Raw genomic sequence first — 20,121 nt, 5'->3', positions numbered from 1 at the left:
TTCGGTGGTGGTGGTGGCGGTGGTGGTGGTGTGAGAGTGCAGCGCGAGCCTAGAGGCTGACCGCACGGTCGCTCGGCCGAACGGGGCTCGGCAGCTCGGTCTCGCCCTCGAGGTAGCGATCGACCGCGGCGGCCGCGGCGCGCCCTCGGCGATCGCCCACACGATGAGCGACTGACCGCGGCCGGCGTCGCCGGTCACGAAGACGCCCGGCTGGTTGCTCGCGTAGTCCTCGTCGCGGGCGACGTCACCGCGGGGCGTGAACGGCAGGCCGAGCTGGCCCTCCAGCGCGTCGCGCTCGGCACCCGTGAAGCCCATGGCGATGAGCACGAGGTCGGCCGGGATCTCGCGCTCGGTACCCGACTTCGGCACCCGCCGCCCATCGACGTACTCGGTCTCCGCGACCCGCAGGGCGCGCACCTCGCCCGCCCCGTTGCCCAGGAACTCGACGGTGGAGGCCAGATACTGCCGCTCCCCGCCCTCCTCGTGCGCGCTCGAGACCTCGAAGATCTGCGGCATCATCGGCCACGGCTGGTCCTCGGGACGGTCCGACGGCGGCTGGTAGCCGATCGCGAGGTTGGTGACGGTCAGCGCACCCTGCCGGTGCGCGGTGCCGATGCAGTCGGCTCCGGTGTCCCCGCCGCCGATGACGACGACATGCTTGCCCTCCGCCGTGAGCTGCTGGGGCACGACGTCTCCGGCGCCCACCTTGTTCTGCTGCACGAGGTAGTCCATCGCGAAGTGGATGCCGAGCAGGTCGCGCCCCGGGATCGGGATGTCGCGCGGCACCGTCGCCCCGGTCGCGATCACGACGGCGTCGTAGCGCGAGCGCAGCTCACTCCAGGAGATGTCGACGCCGATCTCGACGCCCGCGCGGAACCGGGTGCCCTCCGCCTGCATCTGGTTCAGGCGCTGCTCGACCTGCTTCTTCTCCATCTTGAAGTCCGGGATGCCGTACCGCAGCAGGCCGCCGATCCGGTCGTCGCGCTCGTACACGGCCACGGTGTGCCCCGCCCGGGTCAGCTGCTGCGCGGCCGCGAGCCCCGCAGGCCCAGAACCGACGACGGCGACCGTCTTGCCGGTGAGGCGCTCCGGCGGATGCGGCGCCACCCAGCCGTTGGCCCAGGCCTGATCGATGATCGAGACCTCGACCTGCTTGATCGTCACCGCCGGCTGGTTGATGCCCAGCACACAGCTCGACTCGCACGGCGCGGGGCACAGCCGCCCGGTGAACTCCGGGAAGTTGTTGGTGGCGTGCAGACGCTCGATGGCGGCCCGGCCCTCGTTGCGCCAGGTGAGGTCGTTCCACTCGGGGATCAGGTTGCCGAGCGGGCAGCCGTGGTGGCAGAACGGCACACCGCAGTCCATGCAGCGCCCGGCCTGCCGACGCAGCTGCGCGGGATCCTGCTGCTCGTAGACCTCCTTCCAGTCCATGATGCGGACCGGAACGGGGCGGCGCTTGGGAGCTCACGCTCCTGCACCTTGAGGAAACCCTTGGGGTCGGCCATCTCAGCCTCCCGTCACTTCGAGGATCTTGCGCCAGGTCGCATCGCCGTCGGGGTCGATCCCCGCATCGAGCGCGTCCTGCCGCGTCTGGAGCACCGCGGCGTAGTCGCGCGGAAGCACTTTGGTGAACCGGGCGACCGCGGCCTCCGGGTCGTCGAGCAGGCGCAGCGCGACGGCGGACTCCGTCTCGACCGCATGCTCGCGCAGCTGGTCGAGCAGGATCTCGGCGTCACCGCCCGCGAGCGGCAGAAGCTCGAGTTCGCCGGCGGCGAGCGCGTCGCGGTTGACCCGCTCCGGCTTGAGGTCGAGCACGTACGCCGTGCCGCCCGACATCCCGGCGCCGAGGTTGCGCCCCGTGCCGCCCAGGATGATCGCGAGCCCGCCCGTCATGTACTCGAGCGCGTGGTCGCCCACACCCTCCACGACCGCCGTCGCCCCGGAGTTGCGCACGAGGAATCGCTCCCCCACGACGCCGCGCAGGAACATGCTGCCCTGCGTCGCCCCGTAGCCGATCACGTTGCCGGCGATGACGTTGCGCTCGGCCGCGAAGAGGGCGCCGCGCGGCGGGCGGATCACGATCCGGCCGCCCGAGAGCCCCTTGCCCACGTAGTCGTTGCTGTCACCCTCGAGCCGCAGCGTGATCCCGCTCGGCAGGAAGGCGCCGAGCGACTGCCCGGCCGATCCGTGCAGCGCGATCTCGATCGTGCCCTCGGGCAGCCCGTGCTCGCCGTGGCGCTTCGTGACCTCGTGCCCCAGCATGGTGCCGACGGCGCGTTCCGTGTTGCGGATCTCGAGATCCAGCTCGACGTGGTCGCCGTGCTCGAGCGCGGCGGCCGCCTTCGCGATGAGGGCGCGGTCGAAGTGCTTGTCGAGTTCGTGCTCCTGGCCGCGGCCGTTGCGCCGCGGCTCGTCGTCGGCGAAGTCCGGACCGACCAGGATCGGCGTCAGGTCGAGGCCGTCGGCCTTCCAGTGCCGGATCGCGCGATCGACGTCGAGCAGTTCGGCGTGACCGATGGCCTCCTCGATCGAGCGGAACCCGAGTTCGGCGAGGTACTCCCGCACCTCCTGCGCCAGGAACTCGAAGAACGTCTCGACGAACTCGGGCTTGCCGCTGAACCGGGCCCGCAGCACCGGGTTCTGCGTGGCAACGCCTACCGGGCAGGTGTCGAGGTGGCAGACCCGCATGAGGATGCAGCCGGAGACGACGAGCGGCGCGGTCGCGAAGCCGAACTCCTCCGCACCGAGCAGCGCCGCCACGATGACGTCGCGGCCCGTCTTCATCTGGCCGTCCACCTGCACGACCACGCGATCGCGCATCCCGTTGAGCATGAGCGTCTGCTGCGTCTCCGCCAGGCCGATCTCCCACGGCGTTCCGGCGTGCTTGAGCGAGTTGAGCGGGCTGGCACCCGTGCCGCCGTCATGGCCCGAGACGAGCACGACGTCCGCGAGGGCCTTCGTCACGCCGGCCGCGACCGCACCGATCCCGGATTGCGACACGAGCTTGACGTGCACGCGCGCCTCGGGGTTCGCCCGCTTGAGGTCGAAGATCAGCTGCTTGAGGTCCTCGATCGAGTAGATGTCGTGGTGCGGCGGGGGTGAGATGAGACCGACGCCGGCGGTCGAGTGCCGGGTGCGCGCGATCCACGGATACACCTTGGCCGCCATCAGCTGGCCGCCCTCGCCGGGCTTGGCGCCCTGCGCCATCTTGATCTGGATGTCGGTGGCGTTGGTGAGGTACATGCTCGTCACGCCGAACCGGCCGCTCGCCACCTGCTTGATGCGACTGCGGCGTTCGGGGTCGACGAGGCGCTCGACATCCTCACCGCCCTCCCCGGTGTTGCTGCGCCCGCCGAGGCGGTTCATCGCGATCGCCAGCGTCTCGTGGGCCTCCTGCGAGATGGAGCCGTAGCTCATCGCGCCCGTGTTGAACCGCGCGATGATCGAGCTGATCGACTCGACCTCGTCCAGCGGCACCGCCGGGCGCGCTCCGGTGCGCAGGCCGAACAGACCGCGCAGGGTCATGAGGTTCTCGGCCTGCGCGTCGATGCGACGGGTGTAGTCGCGGAAGATGTCGTAGCGCCGCGCCCGGGTCGAATGCTGCAGGCGGAACACGGTCTCCGGGTTGAACAGGTGCGGAGGCCCCTCGCGGCGCCACTGGTACTCGCCGCCCGTCTGCAGGCGCTCGTGGGCGACGATCGCCCCGTCCTCCGGGTAGGCGGCCCGGTGGCGGGCGGCGTTCTCCGCCGCGATCACCTCGAGGCCGACACCGCCCAGCAGGCTCGTCGTGCCGGTGAAGTACTGGTCGACGAACTCCTGGCTGAGCCCGACCGCCTCGAACGCCTGGGCGCCCGCATAGGAGCCCACGACCGAGATGCCCATCTTGGACATGATCTTGAGCACGCCCTTGCCGAGCCCCTTGATGAGGTTCTTGACGGCCTTCTCGGGGCCGACACCGGTGAGGATGCCGCTCACCACCGCCTGCTCGGCGGTCTCCATCGCGAGGTACGGGTTGATCGCCGACGCGCCGTAGCCGATCAGCAGGGCCGCGTGGTGGACCTCGCGCACGTCGCCGGCCTCGACGACCAGCCCGGCCTTCATCCGGGTCTCCTGCCGGATGAGGTGGTGGTGGACGGCGGCGAGCATGAGCAGCGACGGGATCGGTGCGAGGTCCGCGTTGGAGTCGCGATCGCTCAGCACGAGGAACTGCGCGCCCTCCTCGATCGCCTGGTCGGCCTCCGCGCACATCGCGTCGAGCCGCTCGGCGAGCCCCGCGGTGCCGTCGGCGACGCGATACAGACCCTTGATCACGCGCGCGAGCCGGCGGCCGCCCTCGGTCTGGAAGTGCTGCACCTTGGCGAGCTCGTCGTTGTCGATGACGGGGAAGTCGAGCACGATCTGCTTCGCGTGCTCCGGGCCGGCGTCGAGCAGGTTGCGCTCGGGGCCCAGGCCCAGCTTCATGCTCGTCACGACCTCCTCGCGGATCGAGTCGAGCGGCGGGTTGGTGACCTGGGCGAACGCCTGGGTGAAGTAATCGAAGAGCAGGCGCGGGCGCTCACTGAGCACTGCGATGGGCGTGTCGGACCCCATCGCACCGAGCGGTTCGGCACCGGTGCGCGCCATCGGCGTGATGAGGATGCGCACCTCCTCCTCCGTGTAGCCGAAGGTGCGCTGGCGGCGCGTCACCGACGCCGGGGTGTGCGTCACGTGCTCGCGCTCCGGGAGGTCCGCCATGCGGATCCGGCCCTGGTCGAGCCACTCGCCCCACGGTTCGGCCGCGGCGAGCTCGCCCTTGATCTCGTCGTCCTCGACGATCCGTCCCGCGACGGTGTCGACGAGGAACATCTTGCCGGGCCGCAGCCGGCCCTTGCGCACGATGCGGTCGGGCGGGAAGTCGAGCACCCCGACCTCGCTCGCCAGCACGACGAGCCCGTCGTCGGTGACCACGAACCGCCCGGGGCGCAGACCGTTGCGGTCGAGGGTCGCTCCCACGAGTGAGCCGTCGGTGAACACCAGGGCGGCCGGACCGTCCCAGGGCTCCATGAGCATCGAGTGGAATTCGTAGAACGCACGGCGCCGCGGCTCGAGGTCGACCTGGTTCTCCCAGGCCTCCGGCACCATCATCATGATCGCGTGCGGCAGGGACCGACCGGCGAGGGTCAGCAGCTCGACGACCTCGTCGAAGGACGCCGAGTCGCTCGCGCCCTCGCTCACGATCGGGAACAGCGGCCGCAGGTCGCCCAGCGCCTCCGACTCGAGCTGGCTCTGGCGTGCGCGCATCCAGTTGCGGTTGCCCTGCACGGTGTTGATCTCGCCGTTGTGGGCGATCATGCGGAACGGCTGCGCAAGCGGCCACGACGGGAAGGTGTTCGTCGAGTACCGCGAGTGCACGAGCGCCAGCCGCGACGCGAATCGCTCGTCGCTGAGGTCGGGGTAGAACGGCTCCAGCTGGAGAGTCGTCACCATGCCCTTGTAGACGAGGGTGCGTGACGACAGCGACGGGAAGTAGGCGCCCAGCTCCCGCTCGGCGCGCTTGCGCAACCGGAAGGTCTGGCGGTCGAGCACGATCCCCGACACCGGCAGGTCGCGCTCGTCGAGGCGGCGGGATGCCAGGAACACCTGCTCGAAGACGGGCATCGCCTCGCGAGCGAGGTGTCCGAGGTGCGACGGGTCGGTCGGCACGACGCGCCAGCCGAGCACGTCGAGCTCCTCCTCGCCGGCGATCCGCTCGAGCTGCGCCTTCTGAGCGGCGCGCTCCGCGTCGTCGACGGGCAGGAACGCCATGCCCACCGCGTAGCGCCCCGCCGCGGGGAGATCGAACGACGCGACGGCGCGCAGGAAGGCATCCGGCATCTGCGTCACGATGCCCGCGCCGTCGCCGGTGCCCGCATCGGAGCCGACCGCACCGCGGTGCTCCAGGTGCCGCAGCGCCTCCAGCGCCTGCATCACGATGTCGTGCCCGGCCGTGCCGCGCAGCGTCGCGACCATGGCCAGACCGCAGGCGTCGCGCTCATGGCGCGGGTCGTACAGCCCCTGGGCATGCGGGACCATGCTGAAAGCCGACATGGCTACCGTCCTCACGATGGTGCGGTGGTCAGGACGTCAGCGGCCCGACGGATTCGGGAGTCCGCATGCGGTGGCGGACGGGTTACGAAACGGGGGCTGCGCTTGTGGCGGGCGCCTTCTCGGTCTCGGCGTCGTCATCGTCGTCCGAGTAGGTGTCCTCGGATTCTACCTGATCCTCCGGAGTCCACTGCCGCCCCGGGTGGTAGACGCTCGGCTCGATGCCCGGATGGCGCCGGGTCTGCACGACGATGATCACCAGTCCGAGCACGATCGCACCGATCGCGCCCCACACGTTGTCGCGGATCCCGAGGAAGGTCTGGCTCGGGTCGATGCGGATGTTCTCCATCCAGCTGCGCACGGCGCCGTACCAGATCAGGTACAGGCCGAGCACCTTGCCCCACTGCCAGAACGGGCTGCTCACCCACTGCCCGCTGCGGCGGCGATGCGTGATGACCATGATGACGCCGAAGCCGATGACGTTCAGGATCATCTCGTACAGGAACGTCGGCTGGAACAGCGTGCCGTCGGGCAGCCCGACCGGGATCGCGGGGTTGGGGCTGTCGATCTTGAGGCCCCACGGCGCGTCGGTCGGCAGGCCGAAGAGCTCCTGGTTGAAGTAGTTGCCGAGCCGCCCGAGCGCCTGCGCGAGCAGGAGCGTCGGCGCGAGCGCGTCGGCGACGCTCCAGAACCGGAGGCCGGCGATGCGGCAGCCGATGAACACGCCGAGCGCGCCGCCGAGCAGCGCGCCGAAGATGGCGTCGCCGCCGTCCCAGATGTTCCAGATCGCGCCCGGCTGGGTCGGATTCCAGGTGTTCTTGCCCGGACCGAAGTAGTCGTCGATGTGGGTGACGACGTGCCACCCGCGCGCCACGATGATGCCGAGCGCGATCGTCCACAGCGAGATGTCGATGATGATCCACGGCTCGCCGCCCCGGCGGGTCAGCCGGTAGTTCGTCAGCACGATCGACACGATGATCCCGACGAGGATGATGAGCGCGTAGAAGTGCACCGGCAGCGTCCACGAGGCCGGCCAGGCGGGCAGCCAGGAGTGGATCCAGGTGCCCACGTAGTAGACGCTCCACGACGGAGGCGGGCTCGGGATGCTCGTCAGGATCACGATGCAGAACCTTACCGGTCCGTGCCCTGAGCCAATTCCGCAGCGGTCCGGGCGAGGCCGGAGACGCCGTGCTCGGCGAGGGCGGTGACGAGGGCGGAGCCGACGATGGCTCCGTCGGCGTAGCCGAGCACCTCGGCCACCTGGCCGGGCGTCGAGATGCCGATCCCGACGCACGCCGGGATGGTGTCGGGGCCGGTCGCCCCGGCGGTACGGAGACGGCCGACGAGCGTGCGCGCGGCGGCGTCCACGTCCTGCCGCGCGCCGGTGATGCCCATCGTCGAGACGGCGTAGACGAAGCCGCGGCTCGACCGCACCGTCTCACGGAGACGCTCGTCGCTCGAGGTGGGCGCGGCGAGGAAGACGCGGGCGAGGTCCTGCTGCTCGCTCGTCGCGATCCAGTCGGCGGCGGCATCCGGCGTGATGTCCGGGGTGATGAGCCCGGCACCGCCGGCGTCGCGCAGATCGCGCGCGAAGCGGTCGACGCCGTACTGCACCACCGGGTTCCAGTACGTCATGACGAGGGTCGGCACCTCGACCCGGCCGCGGATCGCCTCGACGGCCGCGAACACGTCGCGCACCCGGAAGCCGGCCTGCAGGGCCGCCTGCGTCGCCTTCTGGATGGCGAGACCGTCCATGACCGGGTCGGAGTAGGGCAGCCCGAGCTCGAGCACGCCGACACCGTTCTCGACCAACGCGATGGCCGCGTCGATGCTCGTCTCCAGGTCGGGGAAGCCGATCGGGAGGTAGCCGATGAGGGCCCGATCGGGGATCGTGGCCGCCCCGGCGGTCGCGTCGGCGCTCACTCCTGCGTCGCCCCCTCGTCGAAGAGCCCGAACCAGCGGCCCGCCGTCTGCACGTCCTTGTCGCCGCGTCCGCTCAGGTTGACCAGCAGCACGGCGTCGGGGCCGAGCTCGCGCCCCACGCGCAGGGCACCGGCGAGGGCGTGCGCCGACTCGATCGCCGGGATGATGCCCTCGGTGCGACTGAGCAGCCGCAGCGCCTCCATGGCCTCGTCGTCGCTCGCCGGCAGGTACTGGGCCCGCCCGATGTCGTGCAGGTAGGCGTGCTCGGGGCCGACTCCCGGGTAGTCCAGGCCCGCCGAGATCGAGTGCGACTCGACGGTCTGACCGTCCTCGTCCTGCAGCAGGTAGCTGCGGGCGCCGTGCAGGATGCCGGGGCGGCCCTTCTCGATCGATGCGGCGTGCCGCAGGGTGTCGATCCCGTCGCCCGCGGCCTCGAAGCCGATCAGGCGCACGTCCGCGTCGTCGAGGAAGGCGTCGAAGATGCCGATCGCGTTCGAGCCGCCGCCGACGCAGGCCAGCACGGCATCCGGCAGCCGGCCGATGCGATCCAGCAGCTGCTGGCGCGCCTCGCGGCCGATGACGCTCTGGAAGTCGCGCACCATCGCCGGGAACGGGTGCGGTCCGGCGGCCGTGCCGAACACGTAGTTGGTCGTCTCGACCGAGGTCACCCACTCGCGGTAGGCCTCGTTGATCGCGTCCTTGAGGGTGCGGGAGCCGGTCGTCACCGAGACCACCTCGGCGCCGAGCAGCCGCATCCGGGCGACGTTGAGCGCCTGGCGCTGCGTGTCGACCTCGCCCATGAAGATCGTGCACTCCATGCCGAACAGGGCCGCCGCGGTCGCCGTGGCGACGCCGTGCTGGCCCGCTCCGGTCTCGGCGATGACGCGCTTCTTGCCGATGCGGCGGGTGAGCAGGGTCTGGCCGAGCACGTTGTTGATCTTGTGCGAGCCGGTGTGGTTCAGGTCCTCCCGTTTGAGGAAGACCCGCGCGCCCCGGCGCGCTCCGCGAAGCGCGGAGCCTCGGTCAGGATCGACGGCCGGCCGCTGTAGTCGCGGTGCAGGGCCGCGAGCTCCGCCTGGAACTCCGGGTCGGACCGGGCGGCCTCGTACGCCGCCGCGAGCTCGTCGATGGCCGCGATGAGCGACTCGGGCATGAACCGGCCGCCGTACTCGCCGAAGAACGGGCCGGGGAGCTGCTGCAGCGACGTCATCGGCGGAACGCCTCGATCGCGGCGACCGGGTCGTCACCGGTCACGAGCGCCTCGCCGGCCAGGACGACATCGGCGCCCGCCGCGCGGTAGTGCGCGACGTCCGCGGGCTCCCGCACGGCCGACTCGGCGACCCGGATGACGCCCGAGGGGATCGCGTCGGCCAGCGACCCGAACAGCTCGCGGTCGAGCTCGAACGTCGCCAGGTCGCGCGCGTTCACGCCCACCACCTGGGCGCCCACGTCCAGCGCCCGCTGCACCTCGTCGGCGGAGTGGGTCTCGACCAGGGCCGTCATGCCGAGCTGGTGGACGAGCGCGTGCAGCGCGAGCAGCTGCTGCTGCTCGAGAGCGGCGACGATGAGCAGCACGAGGTCGGCGCCGGCGGCCCGCGCCTCGAGCACCTGATAGGGCTCGGTGACGAAGTCCTTGCGCAGCACGGGGATCTCGACGGCGGCGCGCACCTGCTCGAGATCGGCCAGGGAGCCGTGGAACCGCCGCTGCTCGGTCAGCACGCTGATCGCGCTGGCACCGCCGGTCTGGTACGAGACGGCGAGGGCGGCCGGCTCCGTGATGGCCGCGAGCGGACCGCGGGACGGCGATGCGCGCTTGATCTCGGCGATGATCTTCACGCGATCGCTCGGGGCGAGGGCGGCCACCGCGTCGAGTGCGGGGGCGCGTCGAGGGCGTCGCGCTCGACCTGCTCGAGCGGACGATCGACTCGGCGCGCCGCCGCATCCTCGCGGGCGCCGGCGACGAGGTCGTCGAGCACGCTAGTCGTGCGCCTTCGAGGTCGTGCGCGACCCGTGCACGCCGTAGCCGAGCTTGGCGAGGATGCCGCCGACGATCGCGCCGACCAGCACGAGCCCGGCGAACGACCAGACGAGCCACGGGATGTCGAACCAGAACGCGAACGTGCCGCCCGCGATCGCGATCAGCATGATGATGACGGCCACCCAGGCGGCCGGCGAGTTGCCGTGACCCGGGTCGGTCTGACTGTGGTCGCTCACTCCGCGTGTCTCCTCGTGTCGTGCATGGTCAGTCTATGGGCTCGGCCGGGTCGGATCGTCGCCCTCGCTCAGGGCGTCCCACTCCCGGACCGGATCGAGGTCGGGCTCCGCGGAACCGGCACCGGCCCCGGGGTCGCCCGGGTGCGGCTGAAGCGGCGACCGCTCCGCGGCCAGGAACGGACCGTGATCGCCAGGAACAGGCCGCAGAGCACCATGAGGCACCCCCGACGATCGCCACGACCGGCCAGCCGGTCGCCGCGACATCGCCCGCGTACGCCGCCGTCGAGCCCGACAGACCGGTCGCCTTCGTGATCGAGGGCGCCGACGCGACGAGCGGGTTCGCGAGCGCGAACGAGGTCACCGTGATGACGCCCACTCCGAGGAGCGCCTCCAGCAGGGCCAGGATGATCCGGAACGCCGGGCCGGCCAGCGCGAGCGCCAGCACGAGGGCGAGCGACGCGAGCGCGAGCGCGGGCAGCGCGGCGCCCGCGACGTCGCCGCCGATGTCGAGCGCGTGCGGGGCGAGCGCGATCCGGAACCAGGTCTGCGACCAGGCCAGGAACTCCAGGCCCGCGAGCAGCGCGACGACGGCCAGCGAGACGCCGCGCAGCCGCGCCGGACTCACGGCGTTCCGATCGCGGGCTCGAGCGGGTCGACGTCGAAGCAGGCGTGCGCGCCCGTGTGGCAGGCCGGCCCGAGCTGTTCGACCTGCACGAGCAGGGTGTCGCCGTCGCAGTCGAGTGCCGCGCCCTTGACGTACTGACGGTGGCCGCTCGTGTCGCCCTTGCGCCAGTACTCCTGGCGGCTGCGCGACCAGAACGTCACACGCCCCTCGGTGAGGGTGCGGCGCAACGCCTCCGCGTCCATGTAGCCCAGCATGAGCACCTCGCGGCTGTCGTGCTGCTGGATGATCGCGGGCAGCAGACCGTCCGCGTTGAAGACCGCGCGGCTCACGACCTCGTCGACATCGGTCATCGGACCGTCACTCCCTCCGCGCGCAACGCGCCCTTCACCTGTCCGACGCTGAGCAGGCCGTCGTGGAACACGGATGCCGCGAGCACGGCGTCCGCCCCCGCCGCGACCGCGGGCGCGAAGTGCTCGAGCGCGCCGGCTCCCCCGCTCGCGACCACCGGCACGGGGCTGATCTCCCGGATCGCGGCGACGAGCTCGAGGTCGAAGCCCTGCTTCGTGCCGTCGGCGTCGATCGAATTGACCAGCAGCTCCCCCGCGCCTCGCTGGATCGCCTCGCGAGCCCACGCGATCGCATCCAGCTCGGTCTCGGTGCGGCCACCGTGCGTCGTGACGACGAAGCCGGACGGGTACCGTTCTCTCCCCGCGGGGGCGCTCCTCTTCACATCCAGGCTCAGCACGAGCACCTGCGCGCCGAAGCGGGTCGCGATCTCGTCGACGAGGTCCGGTCGGGCGATCGCGGCGCTGTTCACGCCGACCTTGTCCGCTCCCACCGCGAGCAGCCGCACGACGTCGTCGACGGTGCGCACGCCGCCACCGACGGTGAGGGGGATGAACACCTGCTCCGCCGTCGCCGTCACCGTCGCGTACATGGTCGCGCGGTCCTCGATCGTGGCCGTGACGTCGAGGAAGGTGATCTCGTCGGCGCCCTGGGCGTAGTACAGCCGCGCCAGCTCCACCGGGTCGCCCGCGTCGCGCAGGTTCAGGAAGTTGACGCCCTTGACGACGCGGCCCGCCGCGACGTCGAGGCACGGGATGACGCGGGTGGCAACATCGGATCCGGTCATATCCGTGCCGCGTGGATCGCGCTCACCAGGATGGCGCGGGCACCCAGCTCGTAGAGCCGGTCCATGATCTGGTTCGTCTCCGCGCGCGGCACCATGACCCGCACGGCGACCCAGCCGCCGTCGCGCAGCGGCGACACCGTGGGCGACTCGAAGCCCGGCGCCACGGCGGTCGCCTGGTCGATCAGCTCGGCCGGGAGGTCGTAGTCCATGAGCACGTAGCGATGAGCGACGATGACGCCCTGCAGGCGACGGCGCAGCGTCGTCAGGCCCTCCGGGTCGCCGTTCGCGATCAGGACCGCGTTCGACTCCAGGATGACCGGGCCGAAGATCTCGAGGCCCTGCTTGCGCAACGTCGTGCCGGTCTCCACGACGTCGGCCACGGCGTCCGCGACGCCGAGCCGCACCGCGGACTCCACCGCGCCGTCCAGGCGCACGACCGTCGCGCTGACGCCGTGACGGGCCAGGAAGTCGCTCACCAGGCCGTCGTAGCTCGTCGCGACGCGCACGCCCTCGAGGTCGGGGAGCCCGCCGAAGCGGTCGGGCGGGCCGGCGAAGCGGAACGTCGAGGAGCCGAAATCGAGCACGTCGACCTCGGTGGCGCCGGAGTGCGAGTCGAGCAGCAGGTCGCGGCCGGTGATCCCGACGTCCAACGCGCCCGAGCCGACATAGGTCGCGATGTCGCGCGGACGCAGGTAGAAGAACTCGACGTCGTTGCGCGGGTCCGCGACGATGAGCTCCTTGGGGTCGCGGCGGCCGGAGTAGCCGGCCTCGGCCAGCATGGCCCCCGCGGTCTCGGAGAGGGTGCCCTTGTTGGGCACGGCGATGCGCAGCATGGGGATGAGATCCTTCGGGTCGTCGGGTGGGCGGCGGGATCTCAGAGATGTCGGTAGACGTCCGCGGGCGTCAGGCCCTTCGCGAGCAGCAGCACCTGCAGGTGGTACAGCAGCTGCGACACCTCGAGCGCGGTGGCCTCGTCGGTCTCGTGCTCGGCCGCCATCCACACCTCGGCGGCCTCCTCGACGATCTTCTTGCCGATCGCGTGGATGCCCGCATCGAGCTCAGCGACCGTGCGCGACCCCTCGGGGCGCGCCGCCGCCTTCTCGCCGAGCTCGGCGAACAGCTCGTCGAAGGTCTTCACGCCCTCAAGGCTACCGACTACCGCACGCCCAGGAGATCGATGACGAACACGAGGGTCCGCCCGGAGAGCCGGTGACCGCCGCCCGCGGGGCCGTAGGCCCAGGCCGGTGGGCAGACGAGCTGCCGGCGGCCGCCGACCCGCATGCCGGGGATGCCCTCCTGCCACCCGCGGACGAGGCCGGCGAGCGGGAACTCGATCGACTCGCCGCGGTCCCAGCTGGCGTCGAACTGCTCGCCGGTCTCGAAGTCGACGCCCACGTAGTGCACGTCGACGCGCGCACCGGGCGTCGCCTCGGGTCCGTCGCCGACGACGAGGTCGGTGATGACGAGCTCGGTCGGGGCCGGGCCCTCGATGAAGTCGATCTCGGGCTTGGTCATGTCTGCCATGGGTCCATTCAAGCCCATGCTCCGACCGGCCCGGTCGAGTGCGTCGAGCAGGTCGGCGAGGGCCTCCGGGTAGATCGTCTCGGTGCTCGTCCGCAGCTCGGCCGTGGTCCACCACCGCATCTCGTCCTGCGCCCCGCGCTCCAGGTCGGTCCATCCGGAGCGGTCGGGCTCGAAGCGCGCGACCCGGATCGCGTAATACACCTCGTGCTGGCGCAGCACCATGCCGTTCCAGCCGAATTCGGCGTCGCGGCGCCACACCACGGGCCCGAGCGGCACGCCCGTGAGGCCGGTCTCCTCGGTCAGCTCGCGGGTCGCGGCCTCCTCGTCGCTCTCCCCGGCTCGACACCGCCGCCCGGCGTGGTCCACCAGGAGCCGCCCGCCTCCTCGAGCGGGTCATGGCCGTGGATGAGCAGGATCGCCCCGTCGTCGTCGCGCAGCAGGATCCGCGCCGCATTGCGGTCGATCGGCTCGGTCATGCCGCGGCGGCCGCCGCGCGCAGGGCGCCGATCGCGGCCGCCGGATCCTCGGCGCCGTAGACGCTCGATCCCGCGACGAACGTGTCCGCGCCCGCCGCCGCCGCACGGGCGATGGTCCCAGCCGAGATGCCGCCGTCGACCTGCAGCCAGGTGCCGGTGCCGGCGGCGTCGATCGCCGCACGCACGGCGCGGATCTTGCCGAGCATGTCGTCCATGAATCCCTGCCCGCCGAAACCCGGCTCCACGGTCATGACGAGCACCTGGTCGTAGGCGTCCAGGTGCGCGATCACCTCGTCGGCCGGCGTGCCGGGCTTGAGCGCGATGCCCGCACGGGATCCGGCCGCGCGCAGCCGCGCGGCCAGTGCGAGCGGGTCGTCCGTCGCCTCCGCGTGGAAGGTCACCGAGAACGCGCCGAGCTCCGCGTATCCGGGAGCCCAGCGGTCGGCATCCGTGATCATGAGGTGCACGTCGAGCGGCACGGGCGAGACGGCCTGCACCCGCCGCACCATCTCGGGGCCGAAGGTCAGGTTCGGCACGAAGTGGTTGTCCATGACGTCGACGTGCACGGCGTCCGCGGTCGCGATCCGCTGCAGCTCCGCCTCCATGTTGACGAAGTCGGCGGAGAGGATGCTCGGCTCGATCCGCACGCTCACGCCTCGACCCTACGGCGCCGGGACGGCGCGCATCAGGCAGCGCGCAGCAGTTGGATGAACATCGCGTCGGTGCCGTGCCGGTGCGGCCAGAGCTGGGCGCTCGGCGACGCGGGCAGGCCGAGGTCGCGGGTCGCGATGCCGGCGAGAACGGCGGGGGTGTCGACGGCCCGCAGCCCCGGATGCCGGCCCAGCACCGCCGCGACCTGCTCGCGCGTCTCCGCGGGATGCGGCGAGCACGTGACGTAGGCCAGCAGCCCGCCGGGACCCAGCGCGACGACGGCGGCATCCAGCAACGCCGCCTGCAGCGGGACGAGCTCGGCGAGGTCGGACGGCTGCTTGCGCCAGCGCGCCTCGGGGCGACGGCGGAGCGCGCCGAGGCCCGTGCACGGCGCGTCGAGCAGGATCCGGTCGTACTCCCCGGATGGTCCCGGCCGAACGCGACCGCGTCGCCCTCGTGCACGACCGGCGGCGGATCGAACACCTCCAGCGCGCGGCGCACGAGCCCGGCGCGGGCCGGGATGAGCTCGTTCGCCTCGAGGACGGCTCCCCCGAGGCGTGCCTCGGCCGCGAGCAGTGCGGCCTTGCCGCCCGGGCCGGCGCACAGATCGAGCCAGCGCTCCCCCGGGGAGATCGGACGGGCGCGGCTCAGCGCGAGCGCCGCGAGCTGCGAGCCCTCGTCCTGCACCCGGGCGCGGCCGGATGCGATCGGCGGCAACGCGGCCGGGTCGCCGCCGGGCGACGCGGCCGCCACGGGCGAGACGCCTCCCGGAGCACCGAGTTCCGCCGGCTCGGCGAGTCCCGGCAGCGCCACCAGCGCGACCCGCGGGGCGACGTTGTCGGCGGCCAGCAGCTCCGGCAGCTCCGCGGCGGCGTCCTCGGCCGCCAGCGCGGCGCGGAACGCCTCGACCACCCAGGTCGGGTGCGCGGACTCGGCCGCGAGCAGCTCGTCGCCATCGAGCCCCGCGAGAACGCGCGCGCGCCACTGATCCGGGGTCGACCGGGAGACCGTGCGCAGCACGCCGTTCGCGAACCCGGTCGCCCGCTTCCGGCCCGCGGCCGTGACGAGCGACACCGATTCGTCGACCGCCGCGTGGGCGGGAACCCGCATCCCGAGCAGCTGCCGCACCCCGAGCCGCAGCGCGTCGAGCACCTCCGGGTCGATCTTCTCCACGGGCCGTCCCGCCGCCAGCGCGATGACGCGATCGTCGTAGCCCTGCATCCGCAGTGCGCCGTAGCTGAGCTCGGTCGCGAGCGCGGCATCCGCCGGCGAGAGCCGAGCCTGACGGATCCGCGAGGGCAGCAGGAGGTTCGCGTACGCGTCCCCGTCGTGCACGGCGCGCAGCACACCGTACGCGACGCGTCGCGCGGGGCTGATGCTCACGAGACGCGGTCCCGAGCCCCGGCCGGGCGGCCGCGCCACCAGTCGGCGGCCGGCATCGGGCGCCGTCCCGCGGGTTGGACGAGCACGAGCTCGACGGGCTCGCCGCCGGTGCCCACCAGCACGCGTCCCTCGCGCACGGCCAGCGCGCCGGGCTCCAGCGGCGTGACGCCGCGGGCCGGCACCGCATCGAGGATCTTCAGCCGCTGGCCGTCCAGTTCCGTGAACGCTCCCGGCTCCGGCGTGACGCCGCGGATGCGGGCGTCCACTTCGTCGGCGTCGGCGCTCCAGTCGACCCGGGCGTCGTCGATCGTGAGCTTGGGCGCGAGGGTGAGCTCGCCGTCCTGTTCGACCGCGACCGCGGTGCCGGAGGCCAGTTCATCGACGACCTCGACCAGCAGCTCCGCGCCCTCCGCGGCCAGCGCATCCAGCAGATGCCCCGCCGTCTCACGGGCACCGATCGGGCGGCGCTGCATCGCGAAGACCGGGCCGGCATCCAGTTCCGGCACGAGCTGGAAGACCGCCGCCCCGGTCTCCCGGTCACCGGCCATCACGGCGCGCTGGACGGGCGCCGCCCCGCGCCACCGCGGCAGGAGCGAGAAGTGCAGGTTGATCCAGCCGAGCCGCGGGGCCGACAGCAGCGGCTCGCGGATCAGCCCGCCGTAGGCCACCACGACGCCCAGGTCGGCTCGCAGGGCGATCAGGCGCTCGGTCACCGCCGCCAGTCGATTGGCCTTGACGACGGGGATGCCGTGCTCCGCCGCGAGGTCGGCGACCGGGGTCGGTGTCAGCACCCGCTTGCGCCCGAGCGGTGCGTCCTCCCGGGTGACGACCGCGACGACCTCGTGCGGTCCGGCGATCAGGGCCCGCAACGAGGGGACCGCGGCGGCCGGACTCCCGGCGAACACGACCCGCAACGACTGCACTCCTCGACGCTAGCGGTCACCGCGGCTCGCGACCGGCACCCGGTCACTCGGCGAACGGGTCCGGATCGTCCAGGCGCACCTTGAGCGGGAGCGGCTGCCGCCCCCGGCGCGGTGCCCCGGGGTCGGCTTGCGCCGGGCCGTCGCCTGCCGGATGACCTCGGCACGCAGCGCGGCGGCGACGGCCGCTCCGTGCGCGTAGTCGAAGCGGATGATCGAGCGTGCGGCGTCCCCATCGGCCGTCGTGCCCACCACCTCGGCGCCCTCGGGAAGGGCCGCACCCCGGCCGCCACGGCGTCGGGCCGGCCCTGCAGCGTCGCCATCCGCACCGCGGGCGGGAACCGCAGGGCGCGCCGGTCGGCGAGCTCGGCTCGAGCGTATGCGGCGGTGTCGCCGGTGACCATCGCGGTCGCGAGGGCGCCGCCGACGCCGACGAGCACGACCCGGGCGTCGTCGGCGGCCAGGGCGCTCGCCGCGGTCCACCAGCGCAGCACGTCCTCCCCGATGCGCAGACTCGCGCGAGCCACCATCCGGTCGCCGTCGAGCAGCAGCACCGCGCGGTAGCCCCCGCGGCGATCGGCTCGGCGCCGCGGGTCGCGATGACGATCGCGGGCTCGGGGCCCACCTCGCGCACCGTCCGCTCGCCGTCGGCGATGACGATCCGGATGCCGGGGAACGCGCGTCCGAGATCCTCCGCCGTGCGGGTGGCACCGGCCCCGCTCGGCCGCAGCCGGGTGCCGCCGCAGGTCGCGCACGCCCACGCGGCATCCGGCGAACCGCACCACCCGCAGGACGGCACGCCGCCCGCCCGCGCCTGCCGGAGCGGACCGCCGCAGCGGCGGCACCGCGCCGCCTCGCCGCACTCGGCGCAGCGCAGCCCCGGCGCGTAGCCGGGCCGCGCGACCTGCACGAGGACCGGGCCGCGGCGCGCCGCCTCGGACGCCTCGCGCCAGGCGACCGAAGGGATCCGCGCCCGGGCCGCGAGCCGGTCCCGCGCATCGATGTTGGCGGTCGGGATCACGTGCGGCCGCGACAGGCGCGCCGGCGCCGCGTCGCGCACCCAGCCGACCTCGACGAGCCGTTCGACGTCGGTCGTGCGCGTGTGGCCGGCGAGCACGAGCGCCGATCCCTGCTGCTCCTGCCGGATCAGGGCCGCATCCCGCGCGTGCACGTACGGCGCGAGCGGCTCGCCGAGCAGCGGGTCGCCGTCGTCCCAGACCACGATGAGCCCGAGCCGGGCGGCCGGCGCGTAGATCGCCCCCGGGTGCCGAAGACCACCGCGGGCGCCGCCTCCATGGCCCGCAGCAGACCGCGGTACCGCTCCGGATTGCTGAGGGCGGCATCCCAGCGCACCCGCGCCGAGGCGGGCACGAGCGGCGCGAGCGCGGCCGCGAACTGATCCTCGTCGCGGTAGTCGGGCAGGACGACGATCGCCGACTCGCCCGCCGCGACGGTGCGTGCCGCCAGCCGCGCCAGCACCGACGCCCAGCGCCCGGCCCAGGCGTCGCCGATGCGTTCCACCCCGGTCGGCACCCGCAGCGCCAGCCGCTCGTGCGCCGCGAGGGCGCGCACGAGATCGTCCGGGTACTCCGGCAGTCCGGGTGCAGCGATCGCCGGAGCGGCCGGCTCCTCGCCGCGGGCCAGCCAGGCCTTCTCGACGCGCACCTGCCGGGTCGGGATGGCGTGTCGCAGCACGTCGGACGCCGAACCCGCCGCGCGATCGGCCACCGCGCGTGCCAGCCGCCACACCTCGGGCCTCAGCACGGGAACCGGCGACACGACGGCCGCGAGATCGCTGAGCGGTCCCGGGAACGCCTGCTGGTCGGCGAGCTCGACGACGAACCCGTCGGCCCGCCGGCCCGCGGAGCGCAGCGGCACCGAGACGCGCACCCCCGGGGCGACCTCGAATCCGTCCGGCACGCGGTAGTCGAGCAGCCGGTCGAGCTGCGGCAGCGACGAGTCGACGAGGACCCGCGCGATCGCGCTCACGGCTGAGCGACCGCCCGCAGCTGGTCGACCCGGTCGGTGCGCTCCCAGGTGAAGTCGGGCAGCTCGCGGCCGAAGTGGCCGTAGCTCGCCGTCGGCGTGTAGATCGGGCGCAGCAGGTCGAGGTCGCGGATGATCGCGGCGGGACGCAGGTCGAACACCTCGCGGATCGCGGCGATGATCCGCTCGTCGGGCACGGCGGCCGTTCCGAACGTCTCGACGTAGAGCCCCACCGGCGACGCCGTGCCGATCGCGTACGCGACCTGCACCTCCACCCGGTCGGCGAGACCGGCCGCGACGACGTTCTTCGCCACCCAGCGCAGGGCGTAGGCCGCGGAACGGTCGACCTTCGACGGGTCCTTGCCGCTGAACGCGCCGCCGCCGTGCCGCGCCGCGCCGCCGTAGGTGTCGACGATGATCTTGCGGCCGGTGAGGCCGGCATCGCCCTGCGGGCCGCCGATCTCGAACCGGCCGGTCGGGTTGATGTAGCGCTGCGCGTTCTCCCACGGCAGATCGACCCGATCGAGCACCGGACGGATCACGAGCTCGATGAGCTCCGCCTCGAGCTGCTTGGTGCTCACCCGCGGCGAGTGCTGAGCCGACAGCACGATCGCCTCGATGGAGCGCGGGACCGCGCCGTCGTAGCCGACGGTCACCTGGGTCTTGCCGTCCGGGCGCAGGTAGTCCACCTCCCCCGCCTTGCGCACCTCGGCGAGGCGCTCCGCGAGCCGGTGGGCAAGCCAGATCGGCAGCGGCATGAGCTGGGGGTCTCGCGCACCGCGTAGCCGAACATGATGCCCTGATCGCCGGCGCCCTGGCGGTCGAGCTCGTCGGCGCTGGAGCCCACGCGCGTCTCGAGCGCCGTGTCGACCCCGAGGGCGATGTCGGGCGACTGGCCGCCGATCGAGATCTCGACGCCGCAGGAGCGCCCGTCGAACCACACGTCGGACGAGTCGTAGCCGAGCGCGGTGATGCGGTTACGCACGATCGACGGGATGTCGACGTAGCCGCTCGTGCTGACCTCGCCCGCCACGTGCACGAGTCCCGTCGTCACGAGGGTCTCCACGGCGACGCGCGCGTGCGGATCCTGCGCGAGCATCGCGTCGAGGATGCTGTCGCTGATCTGGTCGCAGATCTTGTCCGGGTGCCCTTCCGTGACGGACTCGGACGTGAAGAGGCGCAGATCGCTCACGGGGACCTTCTGATGGGGGCGGAGCCCGCCGG

Annotated in this window: 15 protein-coding genes and 6 pseudogenes; all 21 read right to left on the bottom strand. The window is 72.7% G+C overall.

All coding sequences use genetic code 11. The features are described from left to right. Positions 1–49: 49 nt before the first annotated feature. Positions 50–1,505 (bottom strand): annotated as a pseudogene (locus QQK35_RS18690) (glutamate synthase subunit beta). 1 nt (position 1,506) lies between these two features. Then, positions 1,507–6,051, bottom strand: a complete 4,545-nt coding sequence (gene gltB / locus QQK35_RS18685) for a glutamate synthase large subunit (RefSeq protein WP_284255496.1) — start codon at positions 6,049–6,051, stop codon at positions 1,507–1,509. A 97-nt stretch (positions 6,052–6,148) separates the two neighbouring features. Then, the gene (gene lgt, locus QQK35_RS18680) at positions 6,149–7,183 is read right to left on the bottom strand and encodes a prolipoprotein diacylglyceryl transferase (RefSeq protein WP_425565023.1); all 1,035 of its coding nucleotides are present in this window, start codon (positions 7,181–7,183) and stop codon (positions 6,149–6,151) included. 11 nt (positions 7,184–7,194) lie between these two features. Continuing rightward, a complete protein-coding gene (gene trpA, locus QQK35_RS18675) occupies positions 7,195–7,986 on the bottom strand; it encodes a tryptophan synthase subunit alpha (protein ID WP_284255495.1) in 792 nt (263 codons plus the stop codon). Then, positions 7,983–9,196 (bottom strand): annotated as a pseudogene (trpB, locus tag QQK35_RS18670) (tryptophan synthase subunit beta). The gene trpA and the pseudogene trpB overlap by 4 nt, the downstream one beginning before the upstream one ends. Beyond that, positions 9,193–9,962: pseudogene (gene trpC, locus QQK35_RS18665) on the bottom strand (indole-3-glycerol phosphate synthase TrpC). The pseudogenes trpB and trpC overlap by 4 nt, the downstream one beginning before the upstream one ends. A 1-nt stretch (position 9,963) precedes the next feature. Then, positions 9,964–10,200: a DUF6704 family protein gene (locus QQK35_RS18660; protein WP_284255494.1), complete on the bottom strand. Its 237-nt coding sequence runs from the start codon at positions 10,198–10,200 to the stop codon at positions 9,964–9,966. Positions 10,201–10,228: 28 nt separating this feature from the next. Next, positions 10,229–10,825 (bottom strand): Trp biosynthesis-associated membrane protein, encoded by a 597-nt coding sequence (locus QQK35_RS18655; RefSeq protein WP_284255493.1) that lies wholly within the window; start codon positions 10,823–10,825, stop codon positions 10,229–10,231. Continuing rightward, positions 10,822–11,175 (bottom strand): phosphoribosyl-AMP cyclohydrolase, encoded by a 354-nt coding sequence (gene hisI, locus QQK35_RS18650; RefSeq protein ID WP_284255492.1) that lies wholly within the window; start codon positions 11,173–11,175, stop codon positions 10,822–10,824. Before hisI ends, QQK35_RS18655 begins: the two co-directional genes overlap by 4 nt. Next, positions 11,172–11,957: an imidazole glycerol phosphate synthase subunit HisF gene (gene hisF, locus QQK35_RS18645; protein ID WP_284255491.1), complete on the bottom strand. Its 786-nt coding sequence runs from the start codon at positions 11,955–11,957 to the stop codon at positions 11,172–11,174. Before hisF ends, hisI begins: the two co-directional genes overlap by 4 nt. Then, positions 11,954–12,790 carry an ATP phosphoribosyltransferase gene (hisG, locus tag QQK35_RS18640; protein ID WP_284255490.1) on the bottom strand — a complete coding sequence of 279 codons (837 nt, stop codon included), beginning with the start codon at positions 12,788–12,790 and terminating at the stop codon, positions 11,954–11,956. Before hisG ends, hisF begins: the two co-directional genes overlap by 4 nt. A 41-nt stretch (positions 12,791–12,831) precedes the next feature. Continuing rightward, the gene (locus QQK35_RS18635) at positions 12,832–13,095 is read right to left on the bottom strand and encodes a phosphoribosyl-ATP diphosphatase (protein WP_284255489.1); all 264 of its coding nucleotides are present in this window, start codon (positions 13,093–13,095) and stop codon (positions 12,832–12,834) included. Between the two features lie 17 nt (positions 13,096–13,112). Further along, positions 13,113–13,481: an FKBP-type peptidyl-prolyl cis-trans isomerase gene (locus QQK35_RS18630; protein ID WP_284255767.1), complete on the bottom strand. Its 369-nt coding sequence runs from the start codon at positions 13,479–13,481 to the stop codon at positions 13,113–13,115. Positions 13,482–13,610: 129 nt separating this feature from the next. After that, positions 13,611–13,847, bottom strand: a pseudogene (locus QQK35_RS18625) (NUDIX domain-containing protein); the annotation flags it as partial. Then, positions 13,781–13,957, bottom strand: a complete 177-nt coding sequence (locus QQK35_RS20805; protein WP_284255488.1) for an NUDIX domain-containing protein — start codon at positions 13,955–13,957, stop codon at positions 13,781–13,783. The gene QQK35_RS20805 and the pseudogene QQK35_RS18625, both read right to left, overlap by 67 nt. Then, positions 13,954–14,610 (bottom strand): ribulose-phosphate 3-epimerase, encoded by a 657-nt coding sequence (gene rpe, locus QQK35_RS18615; RefSeq protein WP_284255487.1) that lies wholly within the window; start codon positions 14,608–14,610, stop codon positions 13,954–13,956. The genes QQK35_RS20805 and rpe overlap by 4 nt, the downstream gene beginning before the upstream one ends. A 32-nt stretch (positions 14,611–14,642) precedes the next feature. After that, a pseudogene (locus tag QQK35_RS20695) lies at positions 14,643–16,030 on the bottom strand (RsmB/NOP family class I SAM-dependent RNA methyltransferase). Further along, complete coding sequence (fmt, locus tag QQK35_RS18605; protein ID WP_284255765.1) at positions 15,988–16,905, bottom strand: methionyl-tRNA formyltransferase; 918 nt, start codon at positions 16,903–16,905, stop codon at positions 15,988–15,990. The pseudogene QQK35_RS20695 and the gene fmt overlap by 43 nt, the downstream one beginning before the upstream one ends. A gap of 52 nt (positions 16,906–16,957) precedes the next feature. Next, positions 16,958–18,133 carry a hypothetical protein gene (locus tag QQK35_RS18600; RefSeq protein WP_284255486.1) on the bottom strand — a complete coding sequence of 392 codons (1,176 nt, stop codon included), beginning with the start codon at positions 18,131–18,133 and terminating at the stop codon, positions 16,958–16,960. Then, positions 18,058–18,900: a primosomal protein N' family DNA-binding protein gene (locus QQK35_RS18595; RefSeq protein WP_284255485.1), complete on the bottom strand. Its 843-nt coding sequence runs from the start codon at positions 18,898–18,900 to the stop codon at positions 18,058–18,060. Before QQK35_RS18595 ends, QQK35_RS18600 begins: the two co-directional genes overlap by 76 nt. Next, positions 18,897–20,089, bottom strand: a pseudogene (gene metK, locus QQK35_RS18590) (methionine adenosyltransferase). Before metK ends, QQK35_RS18595 begins: the two are co-directional and overlap by 4 nt. Between the last annotated feature and the right edge of the window lie 32 nt (positions 20,090–20,121).

This window comes from Pseudolysinimonas kribbensis, from assembly GCF_030161895.1.
Lineage (GTDB): Bacteria > Actinomycetota > Actinomycetes > Actinomycetales > Microbacteriaceae > Pseudolysinimonas > Pseudolysinimonas kribbensis.
The sequence above is the reverse complement of the archived record's forward strand: the minus strand, read 5'-3'. Positions and strand labels throughout refer to the sequence as shown.

Coding starts and splice junctions, on each gene's coding strand:
- hisI (WP_284255492.1), bottom strand. CDS start 11,175: ATGACCGATGTCGACGAGGTCGTGAGCCGCGCGGTCTTCAACGCGGAC.
- hisF (WP_284255491.1), bottom strand. CDS start 11,957: ATGACCGGATCCGATGTTGCCACCCGCGTCATCCCGTGCCTCGACGTC.
- QQK35_RS18630 (WP_284255767.1), bottom strand. CDS start 13,481: ATGGCAGACATGACCAAGCCCGAGATCGACTTCATCGAGGGCCCGGCC.
- hisG (WP_284255490.1), bottom strand. CDS start 12,790: ATGCTGCGCATCGCCGTGCCCAACAAGGGCACCCTCTCCGAGACCGCG.
- gltB (WP_284255496.1), bottom strand. CDS start 6,051: ATGGTCCCGCATGCCCAGGGGCTGTACGACCCGCGCCATGAGCGCGAC.
- QQK35_RS20805 (WP_284255488.1), bottom strand. CDS start 13,957: ATGACCGAGCCGATCGACCGCAATGCGGCGCGGATCCTGCTGCGCGAC.